The organism is Campylobacter devanensis (assembly GCF_002139915.1).
Taxonomy (GTDB): Bacteria; Campylobacterota; Campylobacteria; order Campylobacterales; family Campylobacteraceae; genus Campylobacter; species Campylobacter devanensis.
The window spans coordinates 1,410,705-1,435,541 of record NZ_CP018788.1; the positions used below are offsets into that span (position 1 = coordinate 1,410,705).

Annotated in this window: 25 protein-coding genes; 10 read left to right on the plus strand and 15 right to left on the minus strand. The window is 34.9% G+C overall.

What is annotated here, in order from left to right; all coding sequences use genetic code 11:
• Window positions 1–17: 17 nt before the first annotated feature.
• The 4 genes from pstB to CIGN_RS07130 are packed head-to-tail and all read right to left on the minus strand — an operon-like array spanning window position 18 to window position 3,266.
• Window positions 18–773 (minus strand): phosphate ABC transporter ATP-binding protein PstB, encoded by a 756-nt coding sequence (gene pstB, locus CIGN_RS07115; RefSeq protein ID WP_086302987.1) that lies wholly within the window; start codon window positions 771–773, stop codon window positions 18–20.
• Window positions 773–1,594, minus strand: a complete 822-nt coding sequence (gene pstA / locus CIGN_RS07120; protein ID WP_086302989.1) for a phosphate ABC transporter permease PstA — start codon at window positions 1,592–1,594, stop codon at window positions 773–775. The genes pstB and pstA overlap by 1 nt, the downstream gene beginning before the upstream one ends.
• The gene (pstC, locus tag CIGN_RS07125; protein ID WP_086302991.1) at window positions 1,591–2,436 is read right to left on the minus strand and encodes a phosphate ABC transporter permease subunit PstC; all 846 of its coding nucleotides are present in this window, start codon (window positions 2,434–2,436) and stop codon (window positions 1,591–1,593) included. The genes pstA and pstC overlap by 4 nt, the downstream gene beginning before the upstream one ends.
• The gene (locus CIGN_RS07130; RefSeq protein ID WP_086302993.1) at window positions 2,436–3,266 is read right to left on the minus strand and encodes a substrate-binding domain-containing protein; all 831 of its coding nucleotides are present in this window, start codon (window positions 3,264–3,266) and stop codon (window positions 2,436–2,438) included. Before CIGN_RS07130 ends, pstC begins: the two co-directional genes overlap by 1 nt.
• A 162-nt stretch (window positions 3,267–3,428) precedes the next feature.
• On the opposite strand from CIGN_RS07130, the gene CIGN_RS07135 reads away from it, so the two are divergent.
• Both CIGN_RS07135 and CIGN_RS07140 read left to right on the plus strand, forming a co-directional pair.
• A complete protein-coding gene (locus tag CIGN_RS07135) occupies window positions 3,429–4,736 on the plus strand; it encodes an MFS transporter (protein WP_086302995.1) in 1,308 nt (435 codons plus the stop codon).
• A complete protein-coding gene (locus CIGN_RS07140; protein ID WP_086302997.1) occupies window positions 4,723–5,907 on the plus strand; it encodes a molybdopterin molybdotransferase MoeA in 1,185 nt (394 codons plus the stop codon). The genes CIGN_RS07135 and CIGN_RS07140 overlap by 14 nt, the downstream gene beginning before the upstream one ends.
• Here CIGN_RS07140 and CIGN_RS07145 read toward each other — a convergent pair.
• Window positions 5,904–6,587: a hypothetical protein gene (locus tag CIGN_RS07145; protein ID WP_086302999.1), complete on the minus strand. Its 684-nt coding sequence runs from the start codon at window positions 6,585–6,587 to the stop codon at window positions 5,904–5,906. The two genes, CIGN_RS07140 and CIGN_RS07145, sit on opposite strands and share 4 nt — an antisense overlap.
• Window positions 6,588–6,987: 400 nt before the next feature.
• Here CIGN_RS07145 and CIGN_RS07150 point away from each other — a divergent pair, with 400 nt between their 5' ends.
• The 7 genes from CIGN_RS07150 (at window position 6,988) to CIGN_RS07180 (ending at window position 11,318) form a co-directional block, all read left to right on the plus strand.
• Window positions 6,988–7,344, plus strand: a complete 357-nt coding sequence (locus CIGN_RS07150; protein ID WP_086234974.1) for an HMA2 domain-containing protein — start codon at window positions 6,988–6,990, stop codon at window positions 7,342–7,344.
• Entirely contained in the window at window positions 7,341–7,925 is a 585-nt protein-coding gene (locus tag CIGN_RS07155; RefSeq protein WP_086303001.1) for a ferritin family protein, read from the plus strand. The genes CIGN_RS07150 and CIGN_RS07155 overlap by 4 nt, the downstream gene beginning before the upstream one ends.
• Before the next feature lie 3 nt (window positions 7,926–7,928).
• Window positions 7,929–8,243, plus strand: coding sequence for a hypothetical protein (locus tag CIGN_RS07160; RefSeq protein ID WP_086303003.1), 315 nt, complete (start codon window positions 7,929–7,931; stop codon window positions 8,241–8,243).
• The gene (locus CIGN_RS07165; protein WP_086303005.1) at window positions 8,240–8,599 is read left to right on the plus strand and encodes a magnetosome protein MamC family protein; all 360 of its coding nucleotides are present in this window, start codon (window positions 8,240–8,242) and stop codon (window positions 8,597–8,599) included. The genes CIGN_RS07160 and CIGN_RS07165 overlap by 4 nt, the downstream gene beginning before the upstream one ends.
• The gene (locus CIGN_RS07170; protein WP_236844753.1) at window positions 8,589–8,897 is read left to right on the plus strand and encodes a YtxH domain-containing protein; all 309 of its coding nucleotides are present in this window, start codon (window positions 8,589–8,591) and stop codon (window positions 8,895–8,897) included. Before CIGN_RS07165 ends, CIGN_RS07170 begins: the two co-directional genes overlap by 11 nt.
• Before the next feature lie 3 nt (window positions 8,898–8,900).
• Window positions 8,901–11,009: a heavy metal translocating P-type ATPase gene (locus CIGN_RS07175; RefSeq protein ID WP_086303007.1), complete on the plus strand. Its 2,109-nt coding sequence runs from the start codon at window positions 8,901–8,903 to the stop codon at window positions 11,007–11,009.
• Between the two features lie 96 nt (window positions 11,010–11,105).
• On the plus strand, window positions 11,106–11,318 hold the full coding sequence (locus CIGN_RS07180; RefSeq protein ID WP_086225590.1) for a hypothetical protein: 213 nt from the start codon (window positions 11,106–11,108) through the stop codon (window positions 11,316–11,318).
• Window positions 11,319–11,426: 108 nt separating this feature from the next.
• Here CIGN_RS07180 and ccoS read toward each other — a convergent pair whose 3' ends face one another.
• Both ccoS and CIGN_RS07190 read right to left on the minus strand, forming a co-directional pair.
• Window positions 11,427–11,660, minus strand: a complete 234-nt coding sequence (gene ccoS, locus CIGN_RS07185) for a cbb3-type cytochrome oxidase assembly protein CcoS (RefSeq protein ID WP_086225591.1) — start codon at window positions 11,658–11,660, stop codon at window positions 11,427–11,429.
• Between the two features lie 2 nt (window positions 11,661–11,662).
• Window positions 11,663–14,020: a heavy metal translocating P-type ATPase gene (locus tag CIGN_RS07190; protein WP_086303009.1), complete on the minus strand. Its 2,358-nt coding sequence runs from the start codon at window positions 14,018–14,020 to the stop codon at window positions 11,663–11,665.
• Window positions 14,021–14,160: 140 nt separating this feature from the next.
• On the opposite strand from CIGN_RS07190, the gene CIGN_RS07195 reads away from it, so the two are divergent.
• A complete protein-coding gene (locus CIGN_RS07195) occupies window positions 14,161–15,090 on the plus strand; it encodes a ribose-phosphate pyrophosphokinase (protein ID WP_086303011.1) in 930 nt (309 codons plus the stop codon).
• Window positions 15,091–15,230: 140 nt separating this feature from the next.
• On the opposite strand, the gene CIGN_RS07200 is transcribed toward CIGN_RS07195, so the two are convergent.
• From CIGN_RS07200 to topA, 8 genes are all read right to left on the minus strand, one after another.
• On the minus strand, window positions 15,231–16,358 hold the full coding sequence (locus CIGN_RS07200; RefSeq protein WP_086303013.1) for a type II secretion system F family protein: 1,128 nt from the start codon (window positions 16,356–16,358) through the stop codon (window positions 15,231–15,233).
• Complete coding sequence (locus tag CIGN_RS08430; RefSeq protein ID WP_257789250.1) at window positions 16,312–16,434, minus strand: hypothetical protein; 123 nt, start codon at window positions 16,432–16,434, stop codon at window positions 16,312–16,314. Before CIGN_RS08430 ends, CIGN_RS07200 begins: the two co-directional genes overlap by 47 nt.
• Before the next feature lie 12 nt (window positions 16,435–16,446).
• Window positions 16,447–17,970 carry a GspE/PulE family protein gene (locus tag CIGN_RS07205; protein ID WP_086303015.1) on the minus strand — a complete coding sequence of 508 codons (1,524 nt, stop codon included), beginning with the start codon at window positions 17,968–17,970 and terminating at the stop codon, window positions 16,447–16,449.
• Window positions 17,971–18,539: 569 nt separating this feature from the next.
• Complete coding sequence (locus CIGN_RS07210) at window positions 18,540–19,379, minus strand: 3'(2'),5'-bisphosphate nucleotidase CysQ family protein (protein WP_236844754.1); 840 nt, start codon at window positions 19,377–19,379, stop codon at window positions 18,540–18,542.
• On the minus strand, window positions 19,354–20,625 hold the full coding sequence (locus CIGN_RS07215; RefSeq protein WP_086245182.1) for a citrate synthase: 1,272 nt from the start codon (window positions 20,623–20,625) through the stop codon (window positions 19,354–19,356). Before CIGN_RS07215 ends, CIGN_RS07210 begins: the two co-directional genes overlap by 26 nt.
• Window positions 20,626–20,703: 78 nt before the next feature.
• The gene (locus CIGN_RS07220; RefSeq protein WP_086303017.1) at window positions 20,704–21,870 is read right to left on the minus strand and encodes a cation:proton antiporter; all 1,167 of its coding nucleotides are present in this window, start codon (window positions 21,868–21,870) and stop codon (window positions 20,704–20,706) included.
• Entirely contained in the window at window positions 21,851–22,693 is an 843-nt protein-coding gene (locus CIGN_RS07225; protein WP_236842616.1) for a biotin synthase, read from the minus strand. The genes CIGN_RS07220 and CIGN_RS07225 overlap by 20 nt, the downstream gene beginning before the upstream one ends.
• Window positions 22,686–24,770, minus strand: coding sequence for a type I DNA topoisomerase (gene topA, locus CIGN_RS07230; protein ID WP_086303019.1), 2,085 nt, complete (start codon window positions 24,768–24,770; stop codon window positions 22,686–22,688). Before topA ends, CIGN_RS07225 begins: the two co-directional genes overlap by 8 nt.
• Window positions 24,771–24,837: the final 67 nt, after the last annotated feature.

The following is a 24,837-nucleotide window of genomic DNA, read 5'->3' on the forward strand; positions in this document are numbered from 1 at the left end:
GCCAAATTATAGCAAACTTACCCAAATTTCCCCATAACATAATCTTGAGTTTTTTGGTTTTTTGGTTTATTAAATATCTTTTTTGTATCATCGTATTCGATCACTTCGCCCATCAAGAAAAACGCCGTTTTATCCGAAATTCTGTGAGCTTGTTGCATATTGTGAGTTACTATTATGATTGTATAATCTTTTTTGAGTTTTAAGACTAACTCCTCTATTTTGGCCGTAGATATAGGATCAAGTGCGCTAGTTGGCTCATCCATTAAGATAACTTCTGGATCTACAGCTAAGGTTCTAGCGATACATAATCTTTGTTGCTGGCCGCCACTAAGCCCTAAAGCCGAGCTATATAATCTATCTTTTAAATCATCCCACAAAGCAGCGTCTTTTAAGCTCTTTTCTACTATGCTATCTAGGGTATCTTTGTCTTTTATGCCATGAGTCTTAGGGCCAAAAGTGATATTATCATATATACTCATAGCAAATGGATTTGGCTTTTGAAATACCATCCCTACACGCTTTCTAAGCAAATTTATATCATAATCTTTGCTATAAATATCCCTATCATGAAACAATATCTCCCCTTCAATCTTACAACCTTCTACTAGATCATTCATACGATTAAGGGTTTTGATAAATGTAGATTTACCACAACCACTAGGGCCGATAAAGGCCGTAACTTCGCCTTTGGTAATCTCCATATTGATATTTTTTAATGCGTGAAATGCCCCATAATGTAAATTTAGTTTATTAATATCAAAGCACTTTTTCATCAACTATCCTTTAAAATCTTTTTAGCTACAAAATTTGAGATAAAATTCATAAAAAATACAATAACAATAAGCACCATCGCCGTGCTATAAGCTTCATTTATGTGAAGACCTTCGCTAGATATAGCATACATATGAACGCTTAGAGTCCGCCCAGAATCCAATGCCCCAGCGATTTGCGCTACACTTCCAGAGGTATAAAGTAGCGCCGCACTCTCACCAACTATCCTACCAATACTTAGGATAACACCGGCCAATATCCCAGCTGTGGCGCTAGGCAAGATGATAGCAAATATAGTGCGAAGTTTGCTAGCCCCAAGAGCCAAAGATGCCTCTTTATAACCCATTGGGACAGATTTTAGAGCCTCTTCGCTACTTCTTAAAATCAAAGGCAAAATCATAATACTAAGAGTCAAAACCCCTGCTATAAAGCTAGTTTTAAATCCAAAATATATAACAAAAGCAAGATAACCAAATAACCCATACACAATACTTGGAATTCCCACCAAAGTATCAGAAGTAACCCTAATGAGATTTAAAATTTTGCTATCTTTTTTGCTATATTCATTTAGATAAATCGCCCCAAAAATCCCAAGTGGCATAGCAATAGCCAAAGAGCAAATAACCATATTTATAGTATTTATAAGTGCTGGCATTAAAGAGACATTTGTGCTATTATACTCCCACTCAAAGAGGCTTGGCGAGATATAGATAATACCTTTGATAAAGATAAAAAGCGTAATCCCAAAAAATACAAACAACACGCTAAAAATAGAAAATTTAAGTAAAAATGATAAAAATATAGATAGATAATCTCTACTCACTTTTTACCCCTTTTTAAAGCGCTAAAGCTAATATTTATAATCAAAATAAAGACAAAAAGCACAACCGCATTAGCTATCAATACATCTTTATGCAGATCTGCTGCATAGCCCATCTCAAGCACGATATTTGTAGTTAGAGTTCTTACTCCATCACTTAGTGAGTGCGGGATTTGGACTTGGTTTCCTGCTACCATGATAACGGCCATCGCCTCGCCAATAGCCCTGCCAACGCCTAAAATCACAGAGGCTAAAATACCGCTTTTGGCTGCTGGGACTATAGCGAAAAAGACAGTTCTCTCAGGCGATGCCCCAAGAGCCAAAGCACCTTCATAATAGCTCTTTGGCAAAGCCTCAATCGCTACTTTTGATACTAAGATAATTGTAGGTAAAACCATAATTGCCAAGATCAAAGAAGCTGCCAAAATACTCTTACCTGAAACACCATCAAAGATATTAGATACCAAAGGCACCACTATCACAAGCCCGAAAAATCCATAAACAACAGATGGAATAGCGCCCAATAGCTCAACGGCTGGCATGATAATCTTTTTTAACCCTTTTGGGCAAAAATATGCCAAATACACAGCACTCAAAACCCCAATAGGCACGCCCAAAGCTATAGCCAAAGCCGTTACATATATACTTCCTACAATCATAGGAAATATACCAAAAATCTCCTCATCAGGATACCAATCCATACCAAAAATAAACTCCAAAAAGCCTATTTGTGATATAGTTGCAAAAGCGTTGAAAAACAAAAATAGAGCTATAGCGCCAACAGCAAAGATAGAAAAGCCGGCGCTAAGGGCAAAAAGCCCTTGAAAAAATCTCTCTTTAAGCATTATTTTACTTTTTCCCAAGTTGTGATATCGCCTGTAAAGATCTTTTTAACACTATCTTTGCTTAGCGAGTCAATTGGATTTGCTTTATTTACTATTACAGCTAGTCCATCTAGGGCTAAAACTTGAGTTTTTAAGCCATTTTTTAACTCACTATCTTTAAATTCTCTTGATACCATTGCGATATCGGCTATTTTTTCTATAGCTGAGTTAATCCCTGTTGTAGAGTCGCTTTGTTGGATCTCTATAGTTGCTTTTGGATTTAGTGATTTATAGCTCTCTTTTAATTTTTCCATTAATGGAGTAATTGAGCTAGATCCAGCAACTATAATTTTACCGCTAGGTTTTTTTGAGCTAAATTCATTATCATATAGTGCGATATAGCCAGCTTTTTGGATTATGCTTTTAGCTTGATTTGAGCTAGTGTAACCTAAAAAGTCATTTACTAACTCATTATCGCTACTTATAGCTAGATTAAATGGGCGAAAAACTGTGTAAGTTTTGTTATTGATATTTTCTACACTTGGTGCTACGCCATCTATTTTAACAGCTTTTACTGAATCATTTAAAGAGCCAAGCGAGATGTAGCCAATAGCATTTTTTGAGTTTGCAACTGTGGTTATCATAACGCCTGTTGAGTTTGTAACTTCAGCTTTTTTAGAAGTTGCGTCGATTTTTTTCTTACCAACTTGCTCTTTAACATCAAATATATCCACAAATGCGCCCCTTGTGCCAGACCCCATCTCACGGGATATAGGATAGATATTTTCAGCTAATAAATAGCTATTAAGACCAAATAGCACAAATAGTGCAACGAGATATTTTTTAAACATTTTAACTCCTTGAATTTTAAGTTGCGAAATTATAAATAATAGTTGTAAAGTCAAAATGTAAAAAATGTAAATTTATCGTAAAGTTTTTTACAAAATAAATTTAAAAGAGTTTAATATTAATTATGATAAAATTACTCTTTTTTAAATTTAAGGATTTTTTGTATGATAAGATCAGTTTTGCCGCTTGGATTTATCGCAGCTTCTAGGTTTTTTGGGCTTTTTATTATTTTACCTGTTCTTAGTCTTTATGCGCTTGAGCTTGATGGGGCTAATGAGTTTTTAGCTGGGCTTACTATCGGTGCTTATGCCATTACTCAGATGATTTTTCAACTCCCTTTTGGTAGCTTAAGTGATAGATTTGGGCGTAAATTTATGATATTTGTAGGGCTAATTATATTTATAATCGGCTCATTAATTTGCGCTATTTCAACTGATATTTATACAATGCTATTTGGTAGATTGCTCCAAGGTTGCGGCGCTGTGGGTGCTGTAGCAACTGCTATGATAAGCGATCTAGTTAGCGAAGACAAACGCTCCAAAGCTATGGCTATGATGGGTGGAATGATTGGGATCGCTTTTGCTATTTCTATGATTCTTAGTCCGTTATTAAGCCGTGAATTTGGGCTTTCTAGCCTATTTTATCTATCTATTATAGTAACTATTTTTTGTATATTTTTACTCTTTAGCGCTGTGCCAAAAGAGCCAAAAATTCATCATCACGACCCCAAAATTCCACTTACTAAACTACTTAAGCAAAAAGATCTAGCCATAATGAATTTAACAAATCTAATGCAAAAAATGCTTATGAGCTGTGCCTTTGTGGCTATCCCGATAGTTTTAGTAAAATCCTTAGAATATAGCACAGATAACTTATGGATTGTATATTTGATCTCTATGATTTTTGGATTTTTGGCTATGGGAATGGCAGGATTTTTAGGTGATGGCAAAGGGCATAGCAAGAAGCTTTTATTGATCGGTGTAGTGCTATTTATCATCTCATTTATAGGCTTTGGTGTAGCAAATTCAGCTGTGAGCTTCATCATATTTGTAGTTATATTTTTCATAGGATTTAATATCCATGAGCCAATCATGCAAAGCTGTGCTAGCAAATTCGCCAAATCAAACCAAAGAGGCTCGGCACTTGGTATATTTAACTCATTTGGCTATTTAGGTAGCTTTCTTGGTGGGGCAGTGGGCGGATATCTATTACATAGCTATAATATCACGGCTTTAGCTGTGGTTTTAGCTGTGGCCTCAGCTATTTGGCTTTTAATCTTATTTCAATTAAGCGACCCAAGAATATTTCAAATCATACGCCTTAAAAACGCCGATATATCAATATTAGATAGCGTTAATGGTATAGTAGATCGCTACAAACAAAATGGATATAGTATAGTGAAATTCAACTCTAATATAATAAGCCGTGATGAGGTTATCTCTATTTTAGGAGTGAGCAATGAAGAGCTATAATGAAAATCTCCAAAATTTACTAAATCTCGCCCCAAAATGGGATTTTATAGAGAGAGTTTCGCTTGATAGAGCGCTTGGGAGAATTTTAGCAGATGATATAGTAGCCAAAAGTCCATATCCAGCCTATCCAACTTCAAGTATGGACGGCTATGCTATTAAATTTACAAATCAAAATAATAAAATCAAGATAATAAACATAGCCCCCGCCGGAAATAGCGATGATATCGCCATATCTGAAAATGAGTGTGTCAAGACTCTTACAGGTGCCTTAGTATGCGATGGTGCTGATACTATCGTGCCTATAGAAAATGTCAAATTAAGCGGTGAGTATATAGAGATTACTAGGCCTGTATCGCAAGGATTTGCCATTAGAGAAGTTGGCGAGAGCTATAAAGAATCAGAGCTACTACTAAGCTCTCGCACCAAACTTGGATATTGTGAGCTAGCTCTTTTGGCTGAATTAGGATATAGCTATATCAATGTCTTAGCCCGACCTAGAGTTGCGATATTAAGCACTGGTAGCGAAGTTTTAGATATAGGCCAAATAAAAGAGCATAAAGCTCAAATTTATAGCTCAAATAGCATATCTATCTCATCTTTACTCAAAGATATGGGATGCGAGCCAATCATCATGCCAATCATCAAAGATGATAAACAAGCGATCCAAACCGCACTCCAAAACGCCCTAATCTCAGCGGATTTCATCATCACCACAGGTGGCGTTAGCGTGGGGGATTTTGACTTTATGCGTGATATCACAAGAGAGTCTAAAATAATCATAGATGGTGCTAGCATCAAGCCTGGTAGGCATATCAAAGTAGCTAAAATCAATGATAAATTTATATTTGCTTTGCCTGGATTTGCCTATTCGGCAATGGTGACTTGTGTGCTGTTTTTTAAAGAGTTTATAGAGCATATCTTTGGGCTAAATAAAAAAAATAGATTTAAAGCGATTTTAAAAGATAACCATACCAAAAAATCACCATTTGAAGAGTTTAGTGCCGCTAGTATAACCAACGAAAACGGCACCATCAAAATCTCCACCGCAACCAAAAAATCCGGTAGCTCAGCCATCGTAGGAAATCTCATAAATGGCGGTGTATTGTTAATTTGCCCAAGCGATAAAGATGGTTTAAAAGCTGGTGAAATAGTAGAATATATAGAAATTTAGCCAACCAAAGGGCTAAATTTCAAAACTTCAAAACCATATTTCGCCCCTTCAAAGCCTAAAAATCCTATGGTTCCTTTAATAGATTTATCTATTGAAAGTTTAGCTTTTATATCTTTTTGTCTTAAATGTATATTGATCTCATCACCATCTTTTAACTTAGCAGCAATCCCAAAGTAATTCCCCGCCCTAAACTCATCACAATGCGGATGAGTAAATACCACAGCACTATCATAGCTTGGGATCGCTTCAAGCTCTACTAACTCGCCATTTAATTCTACCTCATCGCCATTTAAATTTACTATTTTAAAGCCAAATTTGCCTTTAAACAGCGACAAAATCGCCTTTACACTACTCTCATTACTCTCAAAAATCTCATCACTAATAACGCAAATATCGCAATTTTTAATAAATTCGCAAATAGACGGCAACTCCTCTTCGCCTATATTTGACTCACCACTTAACTCACCACAATCTAGCTCATCCCAAAACTCCCCACCAAAGCCAAACTCCAAACCTATAAGAGCCAAAGCGTAACTTATAGCACCGATTTCGCACTTGATAAAATTCGCATTTATACTATCATCAAGCGGACTAATCACCATAATTTCATCATTTTTAAATTTATCAACAAGCTTAGGAGATTGTAAAGATAGCTTACTAGCAAGGCTTAAAATTTTCATCTATGTTCCTTTAAAATTTGATTAATTATATCAAATTTGGATTAAGTAGCGCTTTAATTTTCTCACTTAAAAAGCCTTGATTTTAGCTCTTAAAGGCAATTATTATTCTAAATTCTTATAAATTTCAATCTTATTTTAATCGCAGCTGATTTTATAATAATAAAATCTAAATTTAATCTTAATAAATTATAATATTTGGATATTATCAAAATATATATGATAATGATTTTACAAATATAGTTAAGAAAATTGCGAATTTATCAAATTTTATTATTAAAATATACTAAATTTATTGATTTAATGATATGAAAATCAATATCAATATATGAAAATTTAAGTTAAGATTTATAATCATTTATATATAATTTTGTCAAATTTAATATCAAAATTGAGTAATTTTATGGATATAAATAGCCAAATTTCACTAAATAATTTAGAGATAAAACCAAGCGATTTAGAGCTTTTGGGTGATTATTTTAGCATTATTCACCACACTCCAGGCAGGATTAGGCTTCGTGCTAGTTTAAAGCTCAAAAACGCCGCTCAAAATAGCGATATAAATCCCAAAGATCTAATGGATAAATTAAGCCAACTACCTTTAATAAAAGAGATTAAATTTAATAAACTAATTGGCTCACTAACCATATCTTATGACCCTAAACTACTAGAGCCAAGCCTATTTGAAGACGCAGCAAATGGCCGAAATTTAGATAAAGTTGCTAGTGTGATAAATGAAATTTTAAAGGATATAAAATGAGCATAGATAATCTTTTAAAAGCGTTAGATGATGAGTATAAAGCTTATAGCTTCTACTTTAGCGCTAGTAAATTTGGAGCACCATTTACTAATCTTTTAGAGGCTGAGGCAAATCATATAAATGCTATTATTTTCCATCTAAATGAGCTTGGTGCGCAAATACCGGCAAATCCTTATAGTTTTGCAACCCCTAAAAGCTTTGAAGAAGCAGCTGTTATAGCACTACAAAATGAACAAGCAAATGTAGAACTCTACAATACTCTAGTAACAAACGAAAACGATGCACAAATAATAGATACATTTTACAGGCTTCAAGCAGCTAGCTATAATAATCACATCCCATCCTTGCAAAATGCTCTAAATTTAAATCAAAATAACAATCTTTTAGAACAATTAAATCAAGGTAAAACCTTAATAAATGAGACTGCTATAATGGTGAATAAATTAAAAGATGGCTCACTAGGCCAAGATGAATTAGAGGGATTTTTAGGTAAATTAAATTACAGTTTAGTTGGCGGTGCGATAATGGGCGCTTTTGGCGTGATTATCGTAAATGAATTACTAAATAAAAATAAGGAGTAAAATATGGCATTACCATTTATCGCTGGAATTGCATTAGGTGCTGGAATTGCATTTGCGTTTACTAAAAGAGATCAGATAGCAAAATCGCTTGGAAACTTAAATTTAGACAAAAAATTCCAAGATGGCATAAATGCCAGCAAAGCTACTATAACAAACATTAAAGAAAAAGTTCAAGCCAAACCAGAAAGAAAAAAACCAGGCCGCAAACCAAAAGCAAAAATAGAAACTCAAGAGACTCCAAACTCTCAAGATGAGTCAAACCTAAAATCAGCTACCAATCTAAATTTAGAAAATAGCAATCCAAGGATTAATCAATGATAAACACAGGTGCGCCTCGTTCAGTGAGCGGACATGCAGTTAGTGGAGCAATTTTGGCACTTATGGCAAGCGGTGCATACCAATATGCTAAATTAAAAGATGGTCAAATCACTCAAGATGAAGCTATTAAAACTACAATAAAATCAACACTTGAAGGTGCTGCAATTGGAGCATGTGCTATTGCCGCATCAAACACCATTGGCAATCCAAATAAAAGCACCTCAACTAAAATAGTAGAAGCTGCTACATATATTGCAATTGGTGGAGCCTTTGTCTATGGCGTCCAAAATGCATTTAAACCAAAAGATTGTAAAATATTAAAAAATCAACAAAAAAGGTTAAATAATGATAAATAATAATCCCTATATTAAAAATGTAAATTCAAGCTCAAATCAGTCAAATTTAAATTTTCAAAATACACAAAATAATCAAAATACTCAAAATGGATTTTTAGATGGTATTTTTGGCGCTGGAAATAGTAGCGATTTCTTAAAAGGAGCATTAATTGGCGCAGCAGCTACATATATCTTGACTAACGAAAATGCCCAAAGAGCAATTTTTAAGGGATTTGCTAAAATTTCAACACTATTTGAATGTGGCTTAGAAGAGCTAAAAGAGCGTTACGAAGATGCAAAAGCTGAAGCTAGCGAGTAAGATATGCCTATAAAACTTCTGCACAAAACCAAATCTAGAGCTAGATTTGGCTATGAAGGCAGTGTAGATCCTCTCTTGCTTAGAGTTGCTATAGACTCTTTGCCAAATGTGATAGATGTACGCATAAATGGGATAATCAAAAGTATAATTATAAGCTATGAAGGCTCATTAGATCAAATTCAAAATCAAATTTCAGATATTTTAAAATCTAATGAAATCAAAAGCCAAAGCAAGAGCAAAAAAGATAGCTACATCGCACTAAGAAGCGAAATCCCAAGCTCATCTGAGGTGGTACGTGCTGCTAGTGCTTTAGCTATAGCTCCATTTCTTAGAAGTCCAGTGCTTAGTCTTAGTTTTAGCCTTTTAGCCTCCTTTCCATTGCTAAAAAGTGGATTAAAAGAGACATTTAGCGAAGGCATCACATCTCGTAGCCTTGAAGCTGCAGCCGTAGCAATTTCACTATATTTAAAAGACTATAAGGCAGCAAATTCAACCAATTTTATGCTGACTTTGGGTGAATATATAGAAGAGCTTACAATGTATAAAAGCGATGATCTTATCAAAGAACTAGCTAAGCAAAAAGGCGGTATGGCGTGGGTTGAGAGTATAACTGATAGCAAAGTAACACTGCGTCAAATTCCAAGTGATGATATACAAATTGGCGATATTGTAGTAGTAGGTGCTGGCGATACTATATATATAGATGGTCACATCATCGATGGAGAAGCTTTAATAAATCAAATTTCAATGACAGGAGAAGCTACTCCAGCTAGTAAAAGTAGAGGCGATAGAGTTCTAAGTGGTACAATAGTTCAAGAAGGTAAGATTAAAATCTGGGCTGAAGCTGTAGGCGATCACACTGCTACTAATCGCATAAAATCATATATCCAGTCCACACTAGATGAACGCTCAAACCAAGAATTAACTGCTTCAAAAATGGCAGACTCTTTAGTGCCAATTACTCTTAGTCTTGCTGGACTAAGCTATGCTATGACTGGCGAACTAGTGCGTGCTGCTAGCGTACTTCAAGCTGATTATTCTTGTGCTTTAAAACTCACTACTCCAGTAGCATTTAAATCAGCTATATCAAGTGCTGCTAAAGAGGGAATCATCGTAAAGGGTGCTAAAAGTTTAGAGAGTCTTCAGCTAAGTGAAATCTTTGTCTTTGATAAAACTGGAACGCTAACAAATGGCGATCTAGAAGTATTAAAAGTGCACTCATTTCATCAAGACTGGGATGCTAATCAAGTGTTAAATTTAGCAGCAAGTATTGAAGAACACTACTTTCATCCAGTAGCACAAGCTGTAGTAAGAGCAGCTAAAGAGAATAATTTTGACCATTTTCATCATGATGAGGTAACATTTATAGTAGCTCATGGTGTAAAAAGTGAAGTAGGTAAAAAAAGTGTAGTAATTGGCTCAAGACACTTCTTAGAAGATGATGAGTGTATAAGCTTTCAAGAGCACTCTGAAGAGATAGATGAAATATTAAAAAATGGAGATACGCCTTTATTTATCGGATTTGATGGTAAACTATTAGGAGTTATACTGCTTAAAGATACTATTAGACCAAATTCCAAAGAGGCTCTAAAAAGACTTAAAAAAAGCGGTGTAAAAGAATTTATAATGCTTACTGGAGATAGTAAAAGTAAGGCAAAAGCCATTGCTAAAGAGCTTGGTATAACAAATTATTATGCAGAGCTACTACCGACTGACAAAGCTAAAATTCTAGATGAGATTATGCTAAAAGCAGCCAAACATGGTCAAAAAGTTGCTTTTGTAGGTGATGGAATAAATGATGCTCCAGCACTAGTGCGAGCCGATATAGGTATTGGAATGCACAAAGGTGCTGACATAGCCAAAGCTAGCGCAGATGTAGTATTACTACGTGATGATATTGAGGCTGTAGCAGATGCTAGAGAGCTAGCTATATCTTGTCTATCAAAGGTTAATAATAGCTTTAAGGTCACAGTGGGGGTAAATTCACTCATATTGATACTAGCAAGTTTAGGCAAACTCTCACCTATACAAACTGCCATAGCGCATAACGGTACAACAATAGCTTTATTGCTTAACGCACTTAGGCGAATTCGTATCAAGAGGGATGGATAATGCCAATTTTAATTGCTATAGGAGTGATTGGTAGCCTAGTATTGAGCGTGCAAACTAATCTAAGAGCATATAAAAAAATCAAAAATAGGAAAAGAAATGAACGCAGTAAAAGAGCTTAAAAAACCAAAAATTAGCCTAGAGACTAAAAGAGAAATAGCAAAGATTGGTATGAGTAGTAGCCTGCTTTTAACCGCTAGTACGGCACTATTTATGAAAAATAAAACCGCCAAAGCTGTACATATTGTAAGCGGTGTAGCGCTAGTAGGATTTTGCCTATATCACGCATCGCTTTATCCTAAAGGGAAATAAAAATTATCACTAAGTATGAAAGTGTAGTAGTATAAAAATTATAACTATGCTTTCATAATACATATAAAATAGCATTTCTTATATTGCCGCTTTGCTTAAACTCAAAAATTAATCTGGCGGCCTATAACCCCTATCTTTATCACGCTTTTTCATTAGATCCTTTTTACGATTTTCTAAATTTATGGCATCATTTAATGCATCTTCACTATCAAATTTAGTACCATCTAAAAATTTTGAATAATCATCAAATTGTCTAGTTTTTACTCCCCACAAAAGTCCAAAAAGCGCAGCAGCACCAAGTAAAGTAGAGATCCCTAGCATTATAGCTATTACACCACTCATTTTTATCCTTTTAATTTGATTTTTGTAGAGTTTAATACCACTATAATGGAGCTAAGCGACATCGATATTGCCGCAAATAGCGGGATAATAAACCCAGCCATAGCTAGTGGAATAGTAAGGGCATTGTATATTAAAGTAAAACCTAAATTTTGCTTAATAGTTTTAAATGTCAATCTTGAAAGATTAAGCGCTTTTACAAGTGAGCTTAAATTATCATCTAGCAGTACTACATCGCTTCTTTCAACGCTAATTTGCGCTCCACTACCCATACAAATACCCACACTAGCCATACTTAGCGCAACCACATCATTAACCCCATCTCCTACCATAACTACTGGAGTTTTTGCGTTTAATTCCTTAATTATTTGCGATTTTTGCAATGGATCTTTATTAGCATAAAACTCGCTAATTCCTAATCTTTTAGCTATCTTGCTAGCAGTAATTTCATTATCTCCGGTTAGCATCACAACTTTATATCCACTATTTTGTAAAGACCTAATCACATCTACAGATTCATCCCTTAATTCATCTTCAAGTTCAAATTTAGCCACAACCTCGCCATCTATAGCAAAATAATAATTAAGCCCATTATCCTCAAACTCCCCAAATCCTAACTTACTCATAAATCGCGAACTACCACCATAAATAGTTAAATCGCCATATTTTGCACTCATTCCTAGACCGCTATAGCTTGTTATATCGCTCAAATTTAGCTGTTTACTAATACTAAAATCCCTAATAGCCACACTTACTGGATGAGTAGAAGCAAGAGCTAAAGAGTATAATAAAGATGAATTATACTCTTTTAGTTTTATTGCTTTAATTACACTTAGTTTTGATTTTGATAAAGTGCCAGTCTTATCAAAAACTACACAATCACACTTTGCTAAACTCTCAATTACCTTAGCTTCTTTAAAGATTATTCCACCACGCATTGCGCTACCTAAAGCTATTAAAGTAGCTACTGGAGTAGCAAGGCTTAAAGCACACGGACAAGCGATGATAATCACACTAATAGCTACTATAATTGCTACACTAATCTCTCCAGAATTAAATAGCCATACCCCAAATGTCCCAAGTCCTAAAAGCAAAATCACTAAAGAGAATTTGGCCGAAATTTGATTAGCTAAAAGCTCTATTTTTGGTTTTTTAAAGCTTGCTTTATTTAAAAGATTTATAATCTTACTAAGAACTGAACTTTTAAAAAGCTCAGTTGCTTCATACTCTACACTTCCATCTATACACATAGCCCCGCTTATGATCTTCTTATCAGGACCAATCAACACCGGCAAGCTCTCTCCGGTAATGCTACTCAAATCAAAGCTACCAGCCCCACTAACTACACTACCATCAATCATTACACGCTCACCGCTACGCACTTTGATGATATCTCCTAATTTTACATCATTGACATCTTTTAACTCAAATTTATCATTAGATTTTACATAAATTTGATTTACCAAAAGAGAGCCAAGCAGATCAAGAGTATCTATTGATTTTTTCTTGCTAATAACCTCAAGAAATTTACCAATAAATACAAAAGTAATAATCATCGCTACAGAGTCAAAATATACCTCGCCATTTCTACTAAGCATCGCATATACCGAATAAAAATACGCTATACTTGCTCCAGCAGCAATACTTAAATCCATATTGGCTTGGCGATTTTTAATAGCATAATATGCCCCTTTAAAAAACTCACTACCAGTATAAAAAAGTACCGGCGAGGCCAAAATAAACTCTGCAAAATGTAAGATATCTTTTATATCCTTACTCATTCCACTAAAGTATCCGCCATATAAGGCTACAGCCACCCACATAATATTCATCGTACAAAATATCCCTACAAGCATCTTAGCGTAAAACTCTCTACGCTTTTGACTTGCTCTTGCATCGGCTTTTTGTGGATCATATGGGATTGGGGTATAGCCAATAGAGCTGATTTTATGCAAAATTTGATCTAATGTGATAATGCTATCATCCCATTTTATATGCGCTTTTTGACTGGCTGAATTTAGCGATACTTCTATAATTCCATCGCTTGAGATTAATACTTTTTCATTTAACCATACACAAGCCGAGCAATGAATTCCCTCTATAATTATATAAATTTCACAAAATCCATCACTATTTTTGACATAATTTTTATAAAATGTCTCAGTATCAATTTTAGTTAAATTTGGTGCTTTGAAATGTTTTTGATTGCCTAATTTATCGTAGAATTCGGATAGATTATGAGAATTTAAAAACCCATATACATTCATACATCCATTACAGCAAAACTCATGTCCGCTATCATCTTTTATAGCAACACTTTGATCAAACTCACCCTTACAATGTAAACAGATAAAATTTCCCATACTAGCCCTAAATTTTTATAAGATTTTATAATAAATTTACTTACATATCGCTCATAAACTCAAATTTAGCCTACAAAATCCATCTAATTTTTAAGCAAATTTAGGCTAAAATTAACTCTATACTTCCAAAAAGGGCAAAAATGCGTGGATATAAGATTTTTTCTGGGACAGCAAATGTAGAGTTTTCAAAAATGGTGGCTAAATATCTTGGAATTCCGCTTAGCGAAGCTAGTATAAAGAGATTTAGCGATGGAGAGATTAGCGTACAAATAGGCGAAAGTGTGCGGGGTAAAGATGTTTTTATCATTCAGCCAACCTGTGCTCCAGCCAATATAAACCTAATGGAGCTACTAATCCTAACTGATGCTCTAAAACGCTCAAGTGCAAGCTCTATAACAGCAGTGGTGCCATACTTTGGCTATGCTAGACAAGATAGAAAAGCTGCTCCAAGAGTACCAATTACAGCTAAATTAGTAGCAAATATGATGCAAACCGCTGGCATAGATAGAGTAGTAACTATGGATCTTCACGCTGGGCAAATTCAAGGATTTTTTGATATTCCAGTAGATAATCTTTATGGAACTATTGTATTTTTAGACTATGTAAAGAGTAAAAATCTTAAAAATCCTATTGTGGCAAGCCCTGATGTAGGTGGCGTAGCACGTGCTAGAAGCCTAGCTAAAAGCTTAAATCTAGATATGGTGATTGTAGATAAACGCCGCGAAAAAGCAAACGAGAGCGAAGTTATGAATATCATAGGCGATGTAAATGGCAAGGATGTAATCTTAATCGATGATATGATCGATACAGCAGGCACAATAGTCAAAGCCGCTGAAGTATTTAAGAAAAATGGCGCCACAAGCGTAATGGCCTTTTGTACTCATCCGGTTTTAAGCGGGCCTGCGTATGATAGGATAAATAGCGGAGCCTTAGATGAGCTAGTCACGACTGATACCATCCCACTCAAAGAGCAAAGCCCATATATCAAGGTTTTAACCACAGCGCCACTATTTGGCGAGGTAATCCGCAGAGTATATCACGATGAGAGCGTAAATAGCCTATTTTCGTAAAAAATTATGGATTTTAATGCAAAAGTCTATCTTTTATCATTTAATTAAATAAAATAGTTTTACTCATTATGATTTAAAATGTATTAGCCTTAAATAAAACATTCAAGGCTAATACATAAAGTATAAGTTAAATAAATAAATCAATACAACCCAGAACCACTAGAGAGTTCCCAAAGTGGCATAAAAATTCCAAGCCCCAAAAGTAGTACTGCCCCAGCTATTGCTATTAATAAAACTGGCTCTAAACTCCCATTTAACCCATCGATAAGCGTGTCATATTTTTGCTTATAAAACTTTGATACATGAGCAAACATCTCATCAATTACTCCGCTTGTTTGTCCAGCCTTTATAATCTGGATAGCTATTTTCTCATATACATGAGCACCTTCAAAAGCCTTGCTAAGCGTCTGCCCGCTATGGATATCCATTGCTACAAAAGCGATTTTACTGCTTATATAACTATTTTCTACAACACCATTTGCGATATTTATAGCCTTATCAATTGACATTCCAGCACTTATCAATCGTGATAAAAGCAGACTAAATTTAGTCAATGAACTATATAAAATCAACCCCTTAAGCAATGGAATTTTAAGCAAAAAATTATCAAATTTTATCCTAAATTTAGAGTTAAATCTATAAAAATACCAAATCAAAAATCCAATAAAAATTATCCCAAATAATGCCAAAAATCCATAACCAGCAATAAAACTCTCAAGCCCTAAAAGTATTCTAGTAGCCAGCGGAAGCTCTCCGCCTATAGCTGCAAATACTCCAGCAAATGATGGTACTACCATCACAATTAATAGATTAAACGCTATTATCAAAGAGAGTAAAACTATCATAGGATAACGAAGCGCTCTTTTAAATTTTGCCTTATTTTCTGCCATCTCGTTGAGCATATCACTAAGCATAAAAAGCGCCTCAGGCAACCGTCCGCTATTTTGTCCCAGAGCAAACATCGCTACGCTAACTGCTCCTAGTTCACTTTTAAACCCGCTAAGAGCTTGCTCAAGACTCAGGCCAGAGTTCAAATCTGAGCTAATATCATCTAAAATTTTCCTAAGTATAGGGTTATGGCACCCTTGCGCCACGCTAGAAAAAGCCTCAAGAACACTTACTCCAGCCTCCATTAAGGTTCCAATCTGCCTAATATAAATAGCTAAAACTCTGTTATCAATCCGCCTAAATTTTGCTCCAAGCCCAACTTTACTCTCCTCACTAATAGCAAATAATCTCGCCGCTTGAAGATAAAATCTCTTTAGCATTTTCTAAATTTGATGCAGTAATAGTACGAGTTATTATAGCATTATTGGTAATAATTCTAGCATTATATCGTCTCATTGTCTTAACTAATTAAATCAGGCTTAATATCTCTTCAAGACTAGTAACTCCACTATCTACTAGCTCCATAGCACTTACTTCCATAGGGATAAAACCTTCACGCTTAGCCTCTGCTAGAATAATCCCACTAGACTCGCCACGAGCCATAAGCGAAGCTAAATTCGCACTAATTTCTAAAACCTCACTAATGACAACTCTACCACTATATCCAGTTCCTACACAGTTAGGGCAACCATGAGCCTTATATCGTCCATCCTCAACCATCTCTTTGCAATACAAGCAAAGCTTTCTAGCCAAACGCTGTGCCATAATCGCTATAATAGCACCACTAATAAGATAACGCTCCAACCCCATATCCATCATTCTATCTATAGCACTAATAGCATTATTAGTATGTAATGTACTAAGTACCAAATGGCCAGTAAGAGCTGCGCCCACAGCTGTACGCAAACTTTGATAATCCCTAATCTCACCTATCATTATAATATCTGGATCTTGTCGAAGCGCTGAACGCAACGCCTCTTCAAAACTAATTGCGCTTCTATGCCCAACAGCAACTTGCTGAAGATAGCTCATTTGATACTCTACTGGCTCTTCTATGGTAATAATCTTTTTAGTTGGCCCTTTTAGCTCATTAAGTGCTGAGTAAATAGTAGTAGTTTTACCGCTTCCTGTTGGACCAGTAACTAAAATCATTCCATAGTTTTTATAAATCGCACGCTTTAAAGTGCTAAAATTCAACTCATTTAATCCTAAATTTTGCAAATTTACAATCATCTTATGACTATCAAGAATCCTAAGCACTACACTTTGCCCATCAATAATAGGCAAAACTGAAATTCTAAAATCAATACTTCTGCCATTTATATCATATGAAAATCTACCATCTTGTGCTTTTTTATGTTCAGCAATATCTAAATTTGCAAGCAGCTTTAACCTACCAATTAACCCAGCATATATATCACTATCAAATTCAAATAACTCACATAAAACCCCATCAATACGCACTCTAATCACACAACCAAAACTAGTTGGCTCAATGTGAATATCGCTAGAGTTTAGATCTATAGCACTATTTAACACCCTATCAATAAGCCGTAAAACTGCGCTATTATCATTAGATCCTTTGGAATTGATTTGCACTTTTACCTGTGAAATTATGGCATTTAAACCATAATGAAGCGGAAGTTTAGCAAGTATTCTATCTAGCTTAGCTGGTTGGATAATTAGAGGTTTTATGATTTTATCTTTATAGATATTGCGAAGCCTTAAAAGTGCACTTGTATTAAATGGATTTTTCATAGCAACACTAATGATATTAGCCTCAAATTTAATAGGTAAAATCTCAAATTTAACCATTATATCTAATGGCAAACTATCAGCCAAAGTGTAATCTACCACACTTATATCAGCTATCTCATAGCCAAATTGTTCACTTATAATCTCACAAATCTCATCTTCGCTTATAGCTAGTTCTTTAGCTGCAGCAGATAGAGTTATGCTAGAGTTTTGCAGCTTTTTCAACATCTCGTTCATAGCGCTCTCTTTAATTTGAGCTTATTTAGTGTTATTGGCTCATTAGTTAAAAATAAAATTATAAATTTAAGGTTTGATTATATCGATATATACTTTAAACAAATTTAAATTTAGACAACTTTTATTAGGATATTTGTTATGTTTCATTTTTAAAATAATACATATAATAATCAAAATATAATACAAATATTTAATACTACAAGCTAATAAAAGAATATCTGCTATTATATAAGGCTATGTCTAAGCCCAGTTGAATTTATTATTTGTTTCAAGCCTTATAGTAACCTCGCAAAAAATGCAAAAACTATTGTAACATAATCTAAAATCTCTATAAGCTCAATCGTCTCTTTTAAAATTTCCATCAATACTCCTTAAATCTAATATATTTAAATATGGAAATTTTTTGATTACTCCATCTTAAATTAGCCCTTTAGAGCCTTTATCCTAAACAAACAGCATAAGATGTTTCAAATATTGTGTTAAAAAGAATTTAAAGATAAAATTATATGGGTAATTTTATTTTTATTAAAAACTATTCATTATAACGATAAATTATTCCATAAATTAGATCAAATAATTTGTAATTTTATATATTCTAGATATCGTTTTAAATTTGACTTTTGACTACGGCTCAATGCAATGAAGCTATCATTTAATGTAATTTTTTTAGCATAATTTAACGGTTGAAGCGTACTAAGTGAGAGCATAATCCCGCCACTTTGATGTAATAAAAAATCACCCGCAGCCGTATCCCAAATATGCGAACCATAAAATCTTATAAAAACTCCAACTTCTTGGCTTGCTAGTTTGCTAAATTTAATCGCTGAACCAAGCGTAGCTAAATTTAAATTAAACTCTTTAGCAAAATTTTCAATCTGCGTCATATCAGCTGAACGACCGCTAATTAAAATATTTGAACCATCTAAATTTAAAGTATTATTTACTAGTTTTAGACTTTGTAAATTTTCCTTATATTCCCCTATTTGCTCAAAATTTCTAAATACTGGCGCACCTGCAAAGCTACTATAAATCTCTTTGCTAAGTGGAGTATATATAACTCCTAAAATAGGCCTAGAATGCCAAATTAAAGCTATACAAACGCAGAACTCTCCATTTCTAGCAATAAATTCCTTTGTTCCATCAAGCGGATCAACAAGCCAAAAAAGCGCATCTTCATTTCGCATATGAAAAGGCAAAATACTCTCTTCAGAACATATAGGAATTTGTGTCGATTGCAAGTGGGTAAATATCGCTTGATTTGCTACTAAATCAGCAGTAGTTAAGGGTGAGCTATCACTTTTTAAAGATAGCTCAAATTTATCATAAACAGCTAAAATAGCCTCTCCTGCAGCCAAAGCTGCAGAGATGGCAATGTCGTGAAGCTTACTCAGGTTGAGATGCTGGTCCAACATATAGCTGTCTTGGGCGAACAATTTTGATATTGTCTTGAGATTTTAGCTCCATCCACTGGCTTAGCCAGCCTGGAACTCTACCCATTACAAATATAGCCGCAAACATCTCATTTGGAATTCCTAAAGCTTTTAAGATTACACCACTATGGAAATCCACATTTGGATATAAGTTTCTAGATACGAAATACTCATCATTTAGAGCTATCTCTTCGATTCTAGTAGCGACTTTAATTAGATTGCTATCTATACCAATCTCATCAATTAATCTATCTCTTAAGCCTTTTAATACTTTGGCTCTTGGGTCAAAGTTTTTATAAACTCTATGTCCAAAGCCCATTAGGCGGAATGGATCGTTTTTGTCTTTTGCTTTTTTGATGAATTCATCAACTCTATCTGGAGTACCGATCATCTCAAGCTGTCTTATAACGCCCTCATTAGCACCACCATGAGCATGTCCCCATAAAGCACCAATACCAGCACTTATACATGAGTATGGATGAGCGTGAGTAGAGCCAACTGTCCTAACAGTCGTAGTAGAGGCATTTTGCTCGTGGTCAGCGTGAAGCATTAAGATTGTATCAAATGCTTTTACTTCGATTGGTTTTAGATCTACTCTATTGTGTGGGAATGCTCTTAACATATATAAGAAATTCTCTGTAAATCCACGATCAAGATCTGGATATACAGTTGGGAAGCCACGAACATGACGATAATAAAATGCTATCATAGTAGGGATTTTAGCTACCATTCTTTTAGCTAATTCCATATAATCTTTCATATCATCAAAGTTCATATCTCTTTTATAGTAAGCACTCATAGTAGCTACACTTGCTTGTAAAACCGCCATCGGATGAGCCTTATCAGGGAAACAATCAAATAGTTTTATCATCTTTTCATTTAGATAGCTTCTCTCTTTTAGCTCTTGGCGAAATGCGTCTAGCTCCTCTTGGCTTGGGAGTTTGCTATTAAATAATAGATATACCAAATCTAGATATTTTTTATTTTCAGCAAGCCACGCTATATCATAGCCCCTATGCATCAAAGTCCCAGCCTCGCCATCGATATATGTGATAGCTGAACGACACATTGCGGTGCTAGTATAGCCCCTATCAAATGTAAACATACCAGTATCTTTGTATAGATTAGATATATCTATAACGCTAGGCCCTAAAGTACCATCAAGAATAGGAAATTCATAGCTTTTTCCATTTCTATTGTCGGTTAATGTTACTGTGTTACTCATTTTTATCCTTTGATTAAAATTTTTTATATCTTATCTAAATTTTATTTAAATTAAATTGCCCTTAAATATCTAACTTAATTATTTAAGGCGAAATTTAAGATAATTTGTAAATTTTATTAATATCATAGACAAAATCACCTCAAAAATACTAGCGATAATAAAAGCAAAATATAGCTCTTTTGCTATATTTCCAGCATTATAAGCTACCGTAGCCACAGCTACTAAAAGCGTAAGTGGCATTGAGAGTGATAAGCCAAAAAGAATACTATCATATAATCCAAAACGCTTTACAAATATCATTGAAGATATCACTCGCACAATAATCATAAATATCATCAATTTCATAGCATTATCAAGCACTCCAGGAACCAAAAGATATTCAAGCTCCACGGTTGTACCAATATAGACAAAAAATATTGGCACCAAAAATCCAAACCCAAAGCTACCTAGCTTATGTGGAAGATCTTTTTTGTGATTAAAAAATGTAGCGATAAAGCTCCCAGCGATAAAAGCCCCAAGGACAATCTCTAAATTCAGATATATCATCACCGCTACAGTACTAAAAAATAGCGCCATAGATAGGCGGATATCCTTTTCGCTCTTATCATCGTGAGGCATTAGTAGAATTTTGAGATTTGGATACCACCAAAATAGCACTTCAAGCCCCTTAAATCCAAGCACACAAAGCACAATAAATAGTATAAGATAGTATATGCTACTAAATAACTCAATAGAACTACCAAATTCAATATAAGCTGACATAAGGGTTAAAAGAGCGATACTAAGCACCTCGCCTATGCCACCAGCGATCATAGCGGTATTTAGCCAAGGCTCGTTTTTGCCATACTCTTTAAATAGGGTAGATAAAATTCCAACCGACATAAGTGGCACCACCACAATAACCAAAAACGCTGGCGATATAAACGCACTAAAAACCCCAGCCACAATATATAAAATAGTTAGATAAGCAAAAGCTAGCTTTATAATGCTTTTTTCTATTTTAAAAAAAGATTTCAGATCTATCTCAGTCCCAGCCAAAAACATTAGATAAAAAAACCCAACTTCAGCTACTATCTTAAATGGCTCACTATGTGGTATAAACCCAAAAAACCCAAAGATTATCCCCATCATAATCTCTATAGGGGCGATTGGGATTTTAGAAATTTTAGAAAAATATGGCGATATAAAGATTATAAACGCCAAAACAAGTAAAATAGAAAGTTCATTAATGGCACTGTGTTGCAAACTCAAAGCCTCGTTTTTTAAGCTCTTCTATATCCTTACTAGCAGCCTCGCCACTAGTAGTTAGATAATCCCCCACGACAATAGCACTAGCTCCATTTTCTAATATCTCATATTGCCTATCGCCAAGGATTACCTCTCTACCGCCAGCTACCATTATTCTAGTATTAGGCAGAGCCTTAGCGCTATCTCTTAATATCTCTAAGGCTTCATCGGCACTAAGCTTTGGCTCTTTGATTTTCAAAGCGGGATTTGGGATAAAGAAATTTATTGGACTAGTAAATGGATTTAGCTCTTTTAGTGAGTTTCTAAAGCTTATTCTATCTTCATTGCTCTCTCCAAGACCATAAATCCCGCCACAGCAAAGCTCAAGCCCAGCTCTTTTGGCATTTAAATTCGTCTGAAATCTCTCATCCCAGCTATGAGTAGAGCAGATTTTAGGAAAGTATTCACGGCTTGTTTCAAGATTGTGATTATAGCTGAAAATTCCAGCATTTTTAAGCTCTTTTAAGCTCTCATAACTCGCACTTCCATTACATGCTATCAGCAGTAGCTCAGGCACCTCTTTTTGTAGGGTTTTAGCAGTTTGGCAGATAAACTCAAGTTTTTTATCATCAAGTCCCCTACCGCTAGTAACTAAGCAAAAGCCAAGAGCTTTATTTGCCTTAGCCATTTTGGCCTCTTTTAAAATTTGTTCTATACTTTTTTGTTTATATCTATTTATATCAGCTTTTACATGAGCACTTTGAGTACAATACGCACAATCTTCAGGGCAGTTGCCACTACTAACATTACATATCGCACATAGCATTACTACTTTATTCATTATTGCTTACCTCTTCTTTAAATTTACATTGTGGGCACTCTTTGAAATTCCCTTTTTTAAGCTCTTTTAAGACCATTTGTGTATTACATTTTGGGCATTTGTCTATAATTGGTTTATATTTGCTTAGAAAATTACATTTTGGATAGTTGGCACAGCCATAGAATTTGCCTTTTTTACCAATTCTCTCGACCAATTCTCCACCGCAATCAGGGCATTGAATGCCGATTTTAGATGGCTCTTTTTTCTCAAATTTATTAGAGTTAGCTAGGTTTTTGGTATATTTACATTTTGGGAAATTTAAACAGGCTATAAACTCGCCAAATCTACCCTTTCTTTTAACCAACTCCCCACCGCAATCAGGGCATTTCTCACCTATTGGCTCGGCTACTTTTTGGCTTTTTATATTTGTTTTTCCTTCATCAATCTGTTTGATAAAGGGGTGGTAAAAATTGGATAAAACCTCTTGCCAATCGGCTTTATTTTCGGCTATATCATCAAGCTTTTCTTCCATTTTAGAAGTAAATTCGCTATCTACAATATCTTTAAAATTATCTTCTAATACTGAAGTTATAGTAAATGCTATATCATTTGGGATTAATTGCTTTTTTTCTACTTTGACATAATCACGGCTAGTTAGAAGCGAAATAGTAGGCGCATAGGTGCTAGGTCTGCCAATACCTAGGCTCTCTAGCTTTTTGACAAGGCCGGCCTCAGAGTAGCGACTAGGTGGCTCGGTTTCGTGTTTGGTGCTTTTGATGCTTTGGATACTCATATTATCATCGATTTTTAAGGGTGGGAGAATTTTATCTTTATCCATATCGCCATAAACTCTATAAAATCCATCGAAAGAAACCTTCTTGCCTAAGAGTTTAAACTCGCAATTTTTGCCATTTATAATGATATTTTGAATTTCACACACGCTAGGGCTCATCTGTGAAGCCAAAAATCTATTATAAATCAATGTGTATAGCCTTAGCATATCTTTGTCTAAATATTGTGAGGCAATTTGTGGTGTAAAGCTCAAATTTGTAGGTCTGATCGCCTCGTGAGCCTCTTGGGCGCCTTTGGATTTTGTGGTGTAGATATTGGCAGTTTTTGGTAGATATTTTGAACCAAATTCGCTCTTTATAAGCTCCCTAGCAGCGCTTAAAGCTTCTTTGGCTATATTTAGGCTATCTGTTCTCATATAGGTTATGGCACCCATAAAACCGCTATTTGTCTGGACGCCTTCATATAAACTTTGGGCTAACATCATGGTTTTTTTAGGGCTAAAGCCAAGTCTATTTGACGCACTTTGTTGTAGAGTTGAGGTCATAAAAGGTGGTTGGGGGTTAGTTTTACGCTCTTTGGATTCTATGCTTTTGACTTTGAATTTATCATCTTTTATATTATCTAAGATATATTTGGCTCTTTGGGCGTTTGTGATGGTGAGCTTTTCTATCTTTGAGCCTTGAAATTCGATTAACTCAACTTCTAAATCATCTTTAAATTTAGTATCAATGCTAAAATACTCAATAGGCTTAAATTCTCTAATCTCACGCTCTCGATCGACTAGAATTTTAAGTGCTGAGCTTTGGACACGCCCAGCACTTAAACCTCTTTGAATTTTGATATTTAAAAGCGGACTAAGCTTATAGCCAACAATCCTATCTAATAGCCTTCTTGCTTGTTGGGCATTTACGCTATTCATATCTAATTTTCTAGGATTTGCCAAAGCCGCTTCGATAGCGCCCTTTGTGATTTCGTGAAATACTATTCTAGGTAGGGTTTCGGGCTTTTTGCCAATTGCTGTGGCGATATGATAAGCTATAGCCTCACCCTCTCTATCCTCATCGGTTGCTAGATAGATGGTATCGGCACTCTTAGCAAGCTCTTTAATCTCTTTTACGATAGCAGAGTGATCGCTGCTAATCCTATACTCAGGAGTAAAGTTATCCCCATCTATCTTAATCCCAAAGCTAGATTTAGGCAGATCTCTAATATGTCCCTTACTAGCTATAACCTTATACTCAGAACCTAAGAAATTTTTTATAGTTTTAGCTTTAGCTGGAGATTCAACTATTATTAATTTACTCATATTTCGCCCCAAATTCAGTTAGGCGTAATTTTACCAAAAAACTATAAAATTGATATAAAACAACTTC

Coding starts and splice junctions, on each gene's coding strand:
- ccoS (WP_086225591.1), bottom strand. CDS start 11,660: ATGAGTGGTGTAATAGCTATAATGCTAGGGATCTCTACTTTACTTGGT.
- CIGN_RS07160 (WP_086303003.1), top strand. CDS start 7,929: ATGGCATTACCATTTATCGCTGGAATTGCATTAGGTGCTGGAATTGCA.
- pstC (WP_086302991.1), bottom strand. CDS start 2,436: ATGCTTAAAGAGAGATTTTTTCAAGGGCTTTTTGCCCTTAGCGCCGGC.
- CIGN_RS07145 (WP_086302999.1), bottom strand. CDS start 6,587: ATGAAAATTTTAAGCCTTGCTAGTAAGCTATCTTTACAATCTCCTAAG.
- pstB (WP_086302987.1), bottom strand. CDS start 773: ATGAAAAAGTGCTTTGATATTAATAAACTAAATTTACATTATGGGGCA.
- CIGN_RS07165 (WP_086303005.1), top strand. CDS start 8,240: ATGATAAACACAGGTGCGCCTCGTTCAGTGAGCGGACATGCAGTTAGT.
- CIGN_RS07140 (WP_086302997.1), top strand. CDS start 4,723: ATGAAGAGCTATAATGAAAATCTCCAAAATTTACTAAATCTCGCCCCA.
- CIGN_RS07205 (WP_086303015.1), bottom strand. CDS start 17,970: ATGAACGAGATGTTGAAAAAGCTGCAAAACTCTAGCATAACTCTATCT.
- CIGN_RS07200 (WP_086303013.1), bottom strand. CDS start 16,358: ATGCTAAAGAGATTTTATCTTCAAGCGGCGAGATTATTTGCTATTAGT.
- CIGN_RS07225 (WP_236842616.1), bottom strand. CDS start 22,693: ATGAATAAAGTAGTAATGCTATGTGCGATATGTAATGTTAGTAGTGGC.
- CIGN_RS07195 (WP_086303011.1), top strand. CDS start 14,161: ATGCGTGGATATAAGATTTTTTCTGGGACAGCAAATGTAGAGTTTTCA.
- CIGN_RS07170 (WP_236844753.1), top strand. CDS start 8,589: ATGATAAATAATAATCCCTATATTAAAAATGTAAATTCAAGCTCAAAT.
- CIGN_RS07180 (WP_086225590.1), top strand. CDS start 11,106: ATGAACGCAGTAAAAGAGCTTAAAAAACCAAAAATTAGCCTAGAGACT.
- CIGN_RS07155 (WP_086303001.1), top strand. CDS start 7,341: ATGAGCATAGATAATCTTTTAAAAGCGTTAGATGATGAGTATAAAGCT.
- CIGN_RS08430 (WP_257789250.1), bottom strand. CDS start 16,434: ATGAGACGATATAATGCTAGAATTATTACCAATAATGCTATAATAACT.
- CIGN_RS07130 (WP_086302993.1), bottom strand. CDS start 3,266: ATGTTTAAAAAATATCTCGTTGCACTATTTGTGCTATTTGGTCTTAAT.
- CIGN_RS07215 (WP_086245182.1), bottom strand. CDS start 20,625: ATGAGTAACACAGTAACATTAACCGACAATAGAAATGGAAAAAGCTAT.
- CIGN_RS07190 (WP_086303009.1), bottom strand. CDS start 14,020: ATGGGAAATTTTATCTGTTTACATTGTAAGGGTGAGTTTGATCAAAGT.
- CIGN_RS07175 (WP_086303007.1), top strand. CDS start 8,901: ATGCCTATAAAACTTCTGCACAAAACCAAATCTAGAGCTAGATTTGGC.
- CIGN_RS07150 (WP_086234974.1), top strand. CDS start 6,988: ATGGATATAAATAGCCAAATTTCACTAAATAATTTAGAGATAAAACCA.
- topA (WP_086303019.1), bottom strand. CDS start 24,770: ATGAGTAAATTAATAATAGTTGAATCTCCAGCTAAAGCTAAAACTATA.
- CIGN_RS07135 (WP_086302995.1), top strand. CDS start 3,429: ATGATAAGATCAGTTTTGCCGCTTGGATTTATCGCAGCTTCTAGGTTT.